Below are 12320 nucleotides of genomic sequence, written 5' to 3'. Positions count from 1 at the left end.
TTCCTGGGCTGGCCGGGAGGGTGCCCGCGCGGCCACCGGCGGCGGCACCGGCGCCACCGGTTCGGGCGTGACCGGGCCCGGCGGTGCGGCCTGCTGCAGCCAGATCTCGCCCGGTTGCGGCGGGGAATTGCGGGTACGCGTGGGCGGTTGCCAGACCGGCTGGCGCCGTGCCGAAACCGCCTCGATGCCCTTGTGGCGCGGCACGTAGTCGACCGCGCCCGGGATGGCGGAATGGGTGGCGCCCAGATGCGTCGTCTCCCAGCTGTCAGGCTCGCGCGCGCCCCGGGCCGGCGCGCGTGCCGGGGTACGGACCGGTGCGAAATCTTCCTCTTCCGGTTCGGCCACCTGCGGCTTGCGCGAGAACAGGCTTCGCCAGGTCTCGCCGAAGACCATGGGAGCGGCCAGTGCCAACACCCCCAGCATGATCAGCAAGCTGACGCTCCAGCCGAGCATGCCGCTCAGCAGCCCGCCGAGCGCGCGCCCGGCGCCGCCTCCCGACGTGCTTGCCGCCATGCCGCCCTCGCCCGCGGYGCCCGTGAGCGCCTCCAGCGACGCGCTCGCGCACAGCACGATCACCGTGCCCACCCAGACGCGCAGCGTTCCGCGTCCACTGAAGAAGCGGCGCTCGCCGGCGAGCAGGCGCGTCACCATGCGCCACAGCAGCGGCAGCAGCCACAAGGTCGAAAATCCGAACCAGCCAAAACCCATTATGGAAACGCCATCATCAAATACCTCGGGCAGCGATTGTAGCGGGTCTGGACGCCGTGGCACCGCGCAACTTGGCTACCGTGGCGGAATACCCGCATTTCTGTGGCGGCGCGCACTGGCTTGTTCGCCGGGCGCGGCGGTAACGGCGCGCACGACGGCATGCCCGCCGCGCGGCATGTGAGCTACTATGGCGCGACGCCCGCCCCGATTGCCGGAGGCGCGGCCTGACCCAATCGAAGCCGAACCCTGGCGCTCCCGCCGCCGAGCCAATCATGCAGACACGCTATGCCGGACTGTCGGCCCTGGTGGTCGATGACCACCCATTCCAGCTGCTGGCGGCAGAGCAGTTGCTGACGCAGCTGGGTGTCACCGACGTCCATGGCGCAGCCGACGGCCGCGTCGCGCTGGACCTGCTGGCTGCGCGCAAGTTCGACCTGGTGCTGTGCGATATCGAAATGCCGGGCCTCAACGGGCCGGCCATGATGGACGAGCTGACCCGGCGTGCGGACCACGCCTTCGTGGGGGCGCAGCCGCTGTGGGTATGGGTGTCGGCGCTGGAAGACGACATCATCGATTCCCACGTGAGCCTGGCGGATTCGGTCGGGCTGGGCGAGGCGGATGCGATTTTCCAGCTGGCGGGCCAGCAGTGCCTGGCGGTGCAACGGCAATTGCTCGCGCGCGGCGTACGCATCGCGCTGAGCATCAATGCATCGGCGCAGACGCTGTGCCGGCCTGGCGTGCTGGATGCCTTCGATGCCATGGTGGAAGCGAGCGGCATGCCGCGCCAGTTGCTGATCATCGAGCTGACCGAAGGCTATCCGGTACACGACACGCGCGCCTTGTCGATCGCGCTGAACCGCCTGCGGCTGCTCGGCTACGGCGTGGCGATCGACGATTTCGGCGTGGGCATCGCCACCCTGAAGCTGCTGGCCGACCTGCCCTTCACGCAGGTCAAGCTGGACCGCTCCTTCGTGGTAGCGGTGCCGGGCAACAGCCAGCGCGCGGCGATCTGCCGCAATATCATCAACCTGGCGCGCGATCTCAAGCTGGAGTGCGTGGCCGAAGGCATCGAGACGCCCGCGCAGCGCGATGCGCTGCAGGCGCTGGGCTGCGACCTCGGCCAGGGCTATCTGTGGTCGCCGGCGCTGCCGCCCGATATGTTCGTGGCCGAGGCCCTGGGCCGCTGGGCCACCTGAGGAGGCGCGCCGGCGGGCCCGGGCGGGCGCTAGTTCCAGCGCCCGGCGATACCGCCCACGCTCATGCGCCCGGCGCCCAGCAGCAGCACCGCAAGTGCGCTGGCCAGGTACAGTGCCTGCAGCTCCACCGCCCAGCCGCCGGTGTCGTTGATCAGGCCGAGCTGCTTGGTATGCACCAGCGCCACCGCCACCAGCATGTTGACGGCCACGATCAGCGCCGCGATGCGCGTCCACAGGCCAATGATCAGGAGGATCGGCGCCACCACTTCGCCGATATAGACCAGGTATGCGACGGCCGGCGGCAGGCCCGCCTGCGCCACCATCTGCGTGACGAAACCGGGGCCGTTGATCAGCTTGGCGACGCCGTGGAAGAGAATCAGCGCGCCGAGCACGATGCGCAGTATCGCCTTGCCGAGGTCCTGGGTTGCCTGAGTACCGCTCATGGTCGTCACTCCTTGTCCGGTCTTGTCCGGTCTTGTCCGGTCGAAACGCCCGGAAAGCGCCCGGAGAACCGGGACGCCGGCCGGTGGCCGATGCGCCTTTCGCTCCACGCGGGGCGCGCATCTGTACCTTAGTGCGCGCCGCCGTGAAGGTAAAGCCACAAGTTGCGCGCACGCGTCACGGCACGGTGGCCGCGCGCCGGGCAGGCGCTGTCAGGCCTGGCCAATCGGCCGGTGCATGCCCGGCTGGCGCAACTGCATGCCGGCCTTGCGCGCGGTCTCCGGCAGGATCTCGGAGAGAAAATCGAGGAAGCGCCGCAGCGCCGGTGGCATGCCTTTGCGCGAGGGGAATACCGCGTGCAAGGTGCCGACCGGCATGATCCATTGCGGCAGCAGCACCTCCAGCTCGCCGCTCTCGATGGCTTCGCGGCAGAACATGCGGGGCAGCATGGCCACCCCGACGCCGGCGATGGCGGCCTCGCGCAGCAGTGCGAATTCATCGGTGATCAGGCGCGGATCGTAGGCGATGTGCAAGGCCTGGCCGCTGTCGCAGCTCAGCGTCCATACGTGTTTGCCGTCGTGCGGCTTCTGGTTCACGCCGGGCATGCCGTCGAGCGCCTGGGGGGTGCGGGGCCGGCCGATGCTGTCCAGCAGCGTGGGGCTGGCCACCAGCATCAGCGGGCTCTCGCCATAGGTGCGCACCACCAGCGAGGAATCGTCCATGACATCGCGCACGCGCAGCGCCAGGTCGAAGCCTTCGCCGATCACGTCCACGCGCCGGTTGGTGGCTTCGATCTCCACCCGCACGCCGGGATTGGCCTGCATGAAGCGGCCGATCTCCGGCGCCAGCAAGCTTTGCGCGATGGCCACCGGGCAGCTCACGCGCAAGGTGCCGCCAGGTTGTTCGCGCGCTTGCTCGATCACCTCGTGTGCCGCTTCCGCCTCAGCCAGCATGGCCCGGCAGCGCTCGTAATAGGCCTCGCCGATGGGCGTCACGCGCACCTGGCGGGTGGTCCGCCGCAGCAATTGCACGCCCAGCTCGCGCTCGAGCTGCGCAATGCGCCGGCTCAGGCGCGATTTCGGCACGCCGCTGGCACGGCTGGCAGCGGAAAAACTGCCGTGCTGGACTACCTGGGCAAACAGCGAAAGATCGTTCAGGTCTTGCATCGGACTGCCTTTCGGGTAACGGGCCGGGGCCACCGGCTGGAGTTGCTTAGCCAGGTGTTCTGCCCTTGGAACAATAAGTTCTATTTTGCACCACTACCGGCATCAATGGCAGACCGCTATCTTTTGCTTCACCTAACCCCGAAACACAAATTCCCCAGTGGAGCTGAACATGAACATCCTGCAAATCGACTCGAGCGTACTTGGCGGCCATTCCGCTTCCCGTAGCCTGACCGCACAGGTCGTGGCCGATCTGCGCGCCAAGAACCCCGCCGCCAGCCTGACCGTGCGCGACCTGGACCAAGACGCCCCCGCCCACCTGTCCGGCGCGCTGCTGCCGGTGCTGGGCGGCCCGAAGGACGGCCTGAACGCCGTGCAGGAAGCCGAACTGCAACGCACCGAAGCCTTCCTGAAGGAATTCCTGGAAGCCGACGTGCTGGTGGTAGGCGTGCCGCAGTACAACTTCGGCATTCCCAGCCAGCTCAAGTCGTGGATCGACCGCATCGCCCAGGCCGGCCGCACCTTCCGCTACACCGAGAAGGGCCCGGAAGGCCTGGCCGGCGGCAAGCGCGTGATCGTGGTCTCGTCGCGCGGCGGCGTGCGCGCGGATGCATCCGCCCTGGACCTGCATGAGCAGACCGTGGACGTCGTGTTCCGCTTCCTCGGCATCACCGACATCACCTACGTGCGCGCCCACGGCCTGGCCTTCGGCCCCGACGCCCGCGAAGCCGCCCTGGTGTCGGCCCGCACCGAAGTGGCAGCACTGAACGACGCCGCCGCCCTGGCAGCCTGATCGCCCTCCAGGCGGCATTGCGCCGCCCGGCACAGGCGCACGGCCAGACTCCCGCCCGCGATTGCYGCCGGCGGGAGTTTTTCATTGCGGGCATCGGCATGGCGCTAGTGCTAGTGCCAGTGGTAGTGCCAGTGCTAGTGCGGATCCTCCAGCAGCCTGGCCCGGATGTCCTTTTTCAGCACCTTGCCAACCTTGGAGCGCGGCAGGTCAGGCCAGATTTCGATCTGCTTGGGCGCCTTCACGCTGCCGATGCGCGCCTTGGCAAAGGCCTTGATCTCGTCGCCGTCCACCTGCCGGCCGGGATGGAGCTGCAACACGGCCACCACGCGCTCGCCCCATTTCTCGTCGGGCAGGCCTACCACCGCGCTGTCCTGCACGTCGGGATGCTGCATCAGGACCTGTTCCACCTCGGTGGAGTAGACGTTGAAGCCACCCGATATGATCATGTCCTTGGCGCGGTCGACGATATAGAGGAAGCCGTCCGCGTCCAGGTAGCCGATATCGCCGGTGTGGTGCCAGCCATGGCGCGACGCTTCCTGCGTGGCTGCCGGATCCTTGTAGTAGCCCATCATCACCAGCGACCCGCGCACCACGATCTCGCCGCCCTGGCCGGCGGGCAGCAGCCGCCCGTCCGGGTCCATGATGCCCACCTGCACCAGCGGGCCCGGCCTCCCGGCGCAAGCCAGGCGGTGGCGGGCCACCGAGCCGTCGGCATTGAAATGCTCGGCCGGCGACATCATCGAGACCATCATCGGCGCCTCGGTCTGGCCGAACAGCTGGGCCATGACCGGGCCAAGGCGCTGCAGCGCCTCTTCCAGACGCGCGGCCGACATCGGCGCCGCGCCGTACCAGAAGCACTGCAGCGAATCGAGCGTGGCCGCAGGCAAGTCCGGATGCTGCAGCAGCATGTAGATCAGCGTGGGCGGCAGGAAGGTATGGGTCACGCGGCGCAGCGCGACCAGGCGGAGGAATTCGCCGAGGTCCGGCTTCGGCATGATCACGACCTCTCCGCCTAGCGCCATGACCGGCAGGCACAGCACGCCGGCCGCATGGGTCAGCGGCGCCAGCGCCAGGTAGACGGGCCGCCCGCGGAACGGATAGCCCATCAGGGTCAGCGCGGACATGGCCTCGAGGTTGCGGCCGGACAGCATCACGCCCTTGGGCTTGCCGGTGGTGCCACCGGTGCCGGCGATCATGACGAGGTCATCCGCCGCGGGCTGCTCCAGCGGCTCGCCGGAGCAGCCCGCCAGCCATTGTTCCAGTGAGGGCGCGAATGGCTGGGCGCGGTCCAGGCACACCACTTCGCGCAGCTTGGGCAGGTCGGCGCGCAGTTGCGCCACCAGTGGCGCGTAGTCGCTATGGAAGATCAGGCAGGCGCAATCGAAGGCGTCGAGCACGTAGCGGTTTTCGGTCGCTTCGTTGCGCGGGTTGACCGGGCACCAGACCGCCGCGGCGCGCGACAGGCCGAATACGCAGGCAAAGGCGCTGGCGTCGTTCGACGACAGCACCGCCACCTTCTCGCCCGGCCGGATACCGTTGCGCTGCAAGGCGCGCGCAACACGGTTGCTGAATTGCTGCACGTCGGCGTAGGACAGCCGTGCCTCGCCCATGGTCAGGCAGGGCGCGGCGGGATCCAGCGACGCGCCCTTGTCCAGGTAGTCGATCAAACGCATGCGGTTCTCCGCGAGAGGGAATGCCGGGGCCCGCCGGCCCCGGCGCAGGCCGTGCTAGCGATGAACCGTCAGCACCGGTTCCATCACCAGCCCGAAGCTCTTGAGCACGCCCAGCAATTCGCGGTGCCCGAAGGCCTGGCAGCCGGAGGCCAGCCCCGCCCGCCGTGGCGCCTGTTGCAGCAGCGAGTACGCGGCATAGGCCTGCAGCAGGCCGGTCTGCTTGTAATTGCAGTTGCCGTGGATCACGCAGTGCGCGCGCCCGAGCGGCCCGGATGCATAGACCGAATCGAGCGAGTTGTTCAGTCGCGGGTTCTCGCGCGGCGGCATGCCGGCCTGCACCGACGCCGCGATGTCCGCCAGCGCGGCTTCCTGCTGGTCCAGCGGCAGCACCTTGATCTTCTCTTCCACCATCTGCGCGGTCGCGATCACGCCCTTCATGACTTCGCGCGAGAACACGCCGCCGGCCACCTTGCAGTTGGCCACGCGCGGATCGTCCTTGAACCAGACCGGATGGGAGGTGCCGCCCCATGGCAGCGCCAGCGCGCTTTCGTGCTGGCCGGGGACGTTCACCTCGAAGCTGGTGCCGGGCGCCCATTCGACATACTGGTTGTTGACCAGGTGGTACCACTTGGCCTTGAGGATGGTGAAGATGGTCTGGGTGGACGCATAGGTGGGGAAGCCCTTCCACAGCACCAGGATGTCGAGCGTGTCGAGCCCCGGCATTTCCAGGCAGATATTGGCGGCGATCTCGCCGGTGGTGTACATCTGCGCCAGGCCCGGCGACAGCAGCAGGCCCTTTTCCTGGAAGGCGGCGCCGAAGCGCGCCTGCGCATCCAGCAGCCAGTCCTGCTCGCCGGTGGTGTCCATGTAGTGGCAACCGGCCGACAGGCAGGCCTGCGCCACCTCGCCGCCGAACTTGATGAACGGCCCGACCATATTGCAGACCACCCTGGCGCCGTGGAACAACTCGGCCAGCGCGGCCGCGTCGTGATCCACCTCGGCCACTTCGTAGTCTGCGGTCTCGATGCCCGGGATCCGGTCCATCACCGCCTGCACGCGCGCCGCGTCGCGCCCCGCGGCGATGAAAGGCACGTTGAATTCGCGCAGGTATTCGCATACCAGCCGTCCGGTGTAGCCCGAAGCGCCGTAGACCACGACGGGTTTCTTCTTGCTCATGATGTGTCTCCTGTTTTCTTGCCTGGTTCTCGCTTGCCTGGTTATCGCTTGTCCTGCCCTCCTGCCCTCCTGCCCTCCTGCCCCGGCCCCGCGCGCTACATGCCCATGCCGCCATCGACCGGCAGGCCCGCGCCAGTGATAAAGCGCGCGGCATCGGAGCACAGGAAGACCACGGCGTCGGCCATGTCGGTGACCTCGCCCAGGCGCGCCAGCGGGGTCTGGCCGATCACCTCGGTCACGGCCGCCTCGGCCGTCGGCCAGAAGCCCGCGGCGACGAGGTCGTCGGCGAGTTGCATGCCCATCTGGGTCGGCACCAGGCCGGGGTAGACGCAGTTGACCCGCACGCCGTAGCCGAGCTTGCCGGACTCCAGCGCGGCCACGCGCGTGAGGCGGTCCACCGCTGACTTGCTGGCCGAGTAACCGGCGATGGCCGGGAACGCGATGGTGGCGGCGACCGAAGAAATATTGACGATGGCCCCGCCCTTGCCTGCCTGCGCGCCTGGACCCGACTGGCCGGCGCCCTGCGGGCGCATGGCGCGAAAAGCGTGCTTGATGCCCAGCGCGGTGCCGATCACGTTGACGTCGAACATGCGGCGCAGGCTGGCAGCGTCGATATCCGCCACCAGCGAGGTAATCTCGATGCCCGCGTTGTTGACCAGGATGTCGAAGCCGCCGAGCGCGTGGCCGGTGGCGGCGACCGCCTCGATCCAGCTCTCCTCCCTGGTCACGTCCAGCGGCACGAAGCTGGCCTTGGCGCCCGACGCGGCAATCCGGGCCGCGGTCTCGCGCCCCAGGTCGGCGAGCAGGTCGCCGATCATCACGGCCGCGCCGGCGCCGGCCAGCGCTTCTGCAATACCTGCGCCAATACCGCGCGCGCCCCCGGTCACCAGGGCCTTGCGCCTCGTGAGGTCGAATCTAGCCATCGCTGTCTCCTGTCTGGTTTTTTGATTGCGGATGGAGACTTCATGCTAGAAATCGTCTTGACACTCGTCAAGTTTTTATTGGTCAAGTGTCAAGTTTTTTGCTGTGCAGTACGTAATGCCGAAAAGCGCCGTGCTATGCTTCGTGAACACTTTGCCGGGCAAGCATCAGACCATGCCGTCCACACAGGAAAAAAGCGCGCAGCGCGTGCCGCGCAAGCGCATCGACAAGTTCGCCGAACGCCGTGCCGAACTGGGTGAAGCCGCCCTGGCAACCCTGGCCACGCTGGGCTACGCACGCACGAGCCTGCGCGAGATCGCGCAGAACTCGGAGTTCTCGCATGGCGTGCTGCATTACTACTTCAACGACAAGACCGACCTGATCGTCTGCAGCGTGCGCCAGTACAAGGCCCGCTGCGTCACGCGCTATGATCGCGTGCTGGCCGAAGCAAGCAGCTACGGCGGCCTCATGGCAGGCTTCCTGGAGATCCTCGGCAGCACCTTGCGCGACGAAGCCCATATGCACCGGCTCTGGTACGACCTGCGCGCCCAGTCACTGTTCGAGCAAGCGTTCAGGGCGGACGTGGCGGAGATCGACAAGAGCCTGCAGGACATGACCTGGCGCATCGTCAGCCGCTTTTCGGCGCTCTCCGGCACGCCGGCCAGCCTGTCGCCGGCGGCGGCCTATGCCGTGCTCGACGGCCTGTTCCAGCAATGCCTGCTGGCCCATCTGTCCGGCAGCGCCGGCGCCGTCGCGGCGATGCAGGCCGAGGTGGGGCAAGTGATCACCGGCCTGTTCGGCCAGCCCTGTCCCGCCGATCGCGCCGATCCCGCCGCCGTGTCAGCTGCTGCGCTTCCCCCTCTTTAGTAGGCACGCGCCGGCTATGCCCGCTGCGCGATCGGGTCTATCATGGTTCCGGACGCACGCCGTTCGCGTGCGGATCCTTCCAGGGACACGCTCGCAGCGCCACGCAGCTCGGCCCGGGCATTGACCTGCCTCACCCACACGCCACGGCCGACCGCTTGCGCGAGCGGCACCCGCGGCAGATGCCAAGTCCGATCCGGGAGCCCGCATGTCTTCTGCCCTGCTGCCTGCCAGCGCCCTGCATCCTCCGCACGAACCCGCCCTGCTCGGACGGTATCGCCATGTGCGCGAAGCGACAGAGGCGATGGTGGCCGACCTGACCGACGCCGACGCCACCGTGCAGTCGATGGACGACGCCAGCCCGGCCAAATGGCATCTGGCGCATACCACCTGGTTCTTCGAGGAATTCGTGCTGGCGGCCCGCATCCCCGACTATGAGCCCGTCGACGAACGCTACCGGTATCTCTTCAACTCCTACTACGAAGCGGTCGGCGCGCGCCATCCCCGGCCGCGCCGCGGCCTGCTGACGCGGCCCTCGCTGGACGAGGTGCTGGCCTATCGCGAGGCGGTCGACGAGGCCATGCTCGGCCTGCTGATGCATGCGCAGACCGATGCCGAGGCGGCCCTGATCGAGCTTGGCCTGAACCACGAACAACAGCACCAGGAACTGCTGTTGACGGACATCCTGCACCTGTTCGCGCAGAACCCGCTCAAGCCGGCCTTTGCCCCCGAACTGCTGGCGCCGGTGATCGCCGATCCGCGGCCGGCGGCGGAGTGGATCCGCTTTGCCGGCGGCGTGGTCGCCATCGGCCATGACGCAGACGGCTTCGCCTTCGATTGCGAGGGACCGCGCCACAACGTGCTGCTGCAGCCCTACCAGCTGTGCTCACATCCGGTCTGCAACCGGCAATGGTTCGAGTTCATCGAAGACGGCGCCTACCGCACCGCCGGGCTGTGGCTGTCCGACGGCTGGCGCTGGGTGACCGAACAGGGGATCGAAGCGCCCCTGTACTGGGAAGAACGGGAAGGCACATGGTGGCAGATGAGCCTGCGCGGCATGCAGCCGGTGGACCCGGACAGCCCCGTCACGCATATCAGCTTCTACGAGGCCGACGCCTTCGCGCGCTGGGCCGAGCGGCGCCTGCCGACCGAAGCCGAATGGGAGCACGCCGCGCGCAACCTGCCGGCCACCGGCAACTTTGTCGAAGGCCGCGTGCTGCGCCCGCTGCCTGACCGCCAGAACACGGCCGGGGCATTGCGCCAGATGTTCGGCGACGTGTGGGAATGGACCGCCAGCGGCTTCCAGCCCTATCCGGGCTTCCGGCCGAGCGCCGGCGCGGTCGGGGAGTACAACGGCAAGTTCATGTGCAGCCAGATGGTGCTGCGCGGCGGCTCATGCGTGACGCCGGAATCGCATATCCGCGCGAGCTACCGCAATTTCTTCTACCCGCACCAGCGCTGGCAATTCACCGGCGTCCGGCTGGCCGACGACGCATAGGCCGGGCAACCGGAGGCCGGCGCTCGGTTCCAGCCCCTTAGTCCCAGCCCCTCAGTTCCAGCCCTTCTGCGGCGCCTGGGCGCCCATCGGCGTCTGCGGATACAGCTTCTGCCAGCGCGCCTTCAGCCCGCTGGCGATCTCCGCCTGGTGATAGCGCTCGGCGAAATCGATCACCGTCATGCCCTGCTGGTTGCGCAGGCGCATGTCCGCCCCCTCGTCCAGCAGCAGCTTCACCGTCTCGATATGGCCGCCGCGTGCCGCCATCATCAGCGGCGTGCTGCCGTTGGGGCTTTCGGCATCGATATAGGCCGCGTGGTCGACCAGGTATTTGACGATCTCGTTGTTGCCGTTGGTTGCCGCGTAGTGCAGCGGCGTCCAGCCGGTCTTGTTGATCTCGACCTCCATCTGGTCGACCATCAGCTTGACCATGTCGAACTCGTTCTGCAGGCTGGCCATCATCAGCGGGGTCTCGCCGGCGGCGTTGGCCTTGTCGAAATCGATGTTCTTGGCGCGGATCAGCACCGCCGCCACCTTCAGCGACTTCTCGCGCAGGGCCACCACCAGCATCGGATTGCCCTTGGCATCGACCAGGTTGGGACCGACCCCGCGCGCCAGCAGTTTCTGTGCGGTATTGGCGTCGTCGAACTCGACCGCCTTGCGCAGGTCGTCCACCGGTGCCGCCCATGCCGCATTGCCCGCCAGCAGGACGGCGGCAGCGGCCAGGCACCGGATGTATTTCATGTTAAGCATGAGCATTCCTGTCTATATGCTTGAAAAGACGGAAGAAGTTTTCCGTGGTTTGTTCCGCCAGTGCTTCCACCGGCATGCCGCGCAGATTGGCGATGAACTCGCCCACATGGCGCACCCAGGCGGGCTGGTTGGTCTTGCCGCGGTACGGCACCGGCGCCAGGTAGGGCGAATCGGTCTCGATCAGCATGCGGTCCAGCGGCACCTTGCGCGCGGTTTCCTGCAACTCCACCGCGTTCTTGAAGGTCACGATGCCGGAGAACGAGACATGGAAGCCCTCGTCCAGCGCTTGCCGCGCGATCTCCCAGGTTTCGGTAAAGCAGTGCATCACGCCGCCGACGGCGCCCGCGTCTTCCTCGCGCATCAGGCGCAGCGTGTCGTCCGCGGAAGAGCGTGTATGGATGATGAGTGGCTTGCCGGTCTGGCGCGCGGCACGGATATGCGTGCGGAAACGCTCGCGCTGCCACTCCATGTCGGCGATGCTGCGGCCGTTGAGACGGTAGTAGTCAAGCCCGGTTTCACCGGTGCCGACCACGCGCGGATGCGCGGAAAGCGCCAGCAGGCGCTCGAGAGTGGGATCTTCGCCCTCTTCGTAGTCGGGATGCACGCCGACCGAGGCATAGAGATGCGGGTGCTGCTCGGCCAGCGCCAGCACCTTCGGGAAATCTTCCAGCGTGACCGAGATGCACAGCGCATGCGTGACCTGGTTGGCCCGCATATTGTCCAGCAGTTCGGGCAGGCGCGCGACCAGGTCGGGGAAATCTAGATGGCAGTGGGAATCGACAAACATGGGGACGGTATCCGGAAATCGGCGCCGCCATTCGGCCTGGGGCGGCGCCACCTGACATTGTATCCGGTCGCATCCCGGCAGCCCGCTGCCGGGCGTCCCGCCTCAGACGGCCAGCGCGATGGCGGCGCTGGCTTGCGCGGGCGTGACCGGCGCGCTCCCCAGCAGCAGGTCGCCGCAGGCGGACTCGCCCGCCGCCCCGGCCGCGCCCGGGGCGGCCAGCGGATCCGCCGGCTGCAGGCGGTGCCGCAGCAGCGCGTGGGCCAGCAGCAGCCGGCGCGCATCGGTGCCTGGCTGGCCGCCTTCCCAGGCCATCAGGATGGCAGCACTGGCGTAATAGAGCGCGCTGGCGG

12 protein-coding genes and 1 pseudogene are annotated in these 12320 nt (G+C 67.8%); 4 read left to right on the top strand and 9 right to left on the bottom strand.

All coding sequences use genetic code 11. The features are described 5' to 3' along the window. Positions 1 to 708: DNA translocase FtsK 4TM domain-containing protein (locus AC1DK4_RS39545; protein ID WP_477132212.1), on the bottom strand; the 708-nt coding region annotated here is incomplete at its 3' end. Between the two features lie 272 nt (positions 709 to 980). Here AC1DK4_RS39545 and AC1DK4_RS39540 point away from each other — a divergent pair. Next, the gene (locus tag AC1DK4_RS39540) at positions 981 to 1904 is read left to right on the top strand and encodes an EAL domain-containing response regulator (RefSeq protein WP_477132211.1); all 924 of its coding nucleotides are present in this window, start codon (positions 981 to 983) and stop codon (positions 1902 to 1904) included. 29 nt (positions 1905 to 1933) lie between these two features. On the opposite strand, the gene AC1DK4_RS39535 is transcribed toward AC1DK4_RS39540, so the two are convergent. Next, positions 1934 to 2347: a DoxX family protein gene (locus AC1DK4_RS39535; RefSeq protein WP_441615579.1), complete on the bottom strand. Its 414-nt coding sequence runs from the start codon at positions 2345 to 2347 to the stop codon at positions 1934 to 1936. A gap of 210 nt (positions 2348 to 2557) precedes the next feature. Continuing rightward, positions 2558 to 3511, bottom strand: a complete 954-nt coding sequence (locus AC1DK4_RS39530; protein WP_441615577.1) for a LysR substrate-binding domain-containing protein — start codon at positions 3509 to 3511, stop codon at positions 2558 to 2560. Positions 3512 to 3680: 169 nt separating this feature from the next. On the opposite strand from AC1DK4_RS39530, the gene AC1DK4_RS39525 reads away from it, so the two are divergent. Next, positions 3681 to 4301 (top strand): FMN-dependent NADH-azoreductase, encoded by a 621-nt coding sequence (locus tag AC1DK4_RS39525; protein WP_441615575.1) that lies wholly within the window; start codon positions 3681 to 3683, stop codon positions 4299 to 4301. Positions 4302 to 4435: 134 nt separating this feature from the next. Here the strand turns inward: AC1DK4_RS39525 and AC1DK4_RS39520 are convergent, their stop codons facing one another. The 3 genes from AC1DK4_RS39520 to AC1DK4_RS39510 form a co-directional block, all read right to left on the bottom strand. Further along, complete coding sequence (locus tag AC1DK4_RS39520; RefSeq protein ID WP_441615573.1) at positions 4436 to 5974, bottom strand: acyl-CoA synthetase; 1539 nt, start codon at positions 5972 to 5974, stop codon at positions 4436 to 4438. Between the two features lie 54 nt (positions 5975 to 6028). Continuing rightward, positions 6029 to 7150, bottom strand: a complete 1122-nt coding sequence (locus tag AC1DK4_RS39515; protein ID WP_441615571.1) for a DUF5938 domain-containing protein — start codon at positions 7148 to 7150, stop codon at positions 6029 to 6031. 95 nt (positions 7151 to 7245) lie between these two features. Next, on the bottom strand, positions 7246 to 8073 hold the full coding sequence (locus AC1DK4_RS39510; RefSeq protein WP_441615570.1) for an SDR family NAD(P)-dependent oxidoreductase: 828 nt from the start codon (positions 8071 to 8073) through the stop codon (positions 7246 to 7248). A 172-nt stretch (positions 8074 to 8245) separates the two neighbouring features. On the opposite strand from AC1DK4_RS39510, the gene AC1DK4_RS39505 reads away from it, so the two are divergent. Beyond that, on the top strand, positions 8246 to 8938 hold the full coding sequence (locus AC1DK4_RS39505; protein WP_441615568.1) for a TetR/AcrR family transcriptional regulator: 693 nt from the start codon (positions 8246 to 8248) through the stop codon (positions 8936 to 8938). A gap of 205 nt (positions 8939 to 9143) precedes the next feature. After that, positions 9144 to 10433 carry an ergothioneine biosynthesis protein EgtB gene (gene egtB, locus AC1DK4_RS39500; RefSeq protein ID WP_441615566.1) on the top strand — a complete coding sequence of 430 codons (1290 nt, stop codon included), beginning with the start codon at positions 9144 to 9146 and terminating at the stop codon, positions 10431 to 10433. A gap of 51 nt (positions 10434 to 10484) precedes the next feature. On the opposite strand, the gene AC1DK4_RS39495 is transcribed toward egtB, so the two are convergent. The 3 genes and pseudogenes from AC1DK4_RS39495 to AC1DK4_RS39485 all read right to left on the bottom strand — a co-directional run. Beyond that, the gene (locus tag AC1DK4_RS39495; protein ID WP_441615564.1) at positions 10485 to 11183 is read right to left on the bottom strand and encodes an ankyrin repeat domain-containing protein; all 699 of its coding nucleotides are present in this window, start codon (positions 11181 to 11183) and stop codon (positions 10485 to 10487) included. After that, on the bottom strand, positions 11176 to 11970 hold the full coding sequence (locus AC1DK4_RS39490) for a TatD family hydrolase (RefSeq protein ID WP_441615562.1): 795 nt from the start codon (positions 11968 to 11970) through the stop codon (positions 11176 to 11178). The genes AC1DK4_RS39495 and AC1DK4_RS39490 overlap by 8 nt, the downstream gene beginning before the upstream one ends. Positions 11971 to 12072: 102 nt before the next feature. Continuing rightward, positions 12073 to 12320: pseudogene (locus AC1DK4_RS39485) on the bottom strand (DNA alkylation response protein); the annotation flags it as partial.

Source organism: Cupriavidus sp. 05N38 (genome assembly GCF_056397345.1).
Note: the sequence above shows the minus strand (reverse complement) of the source record. Positions and strands in the feature narration are given on the sequence as shown.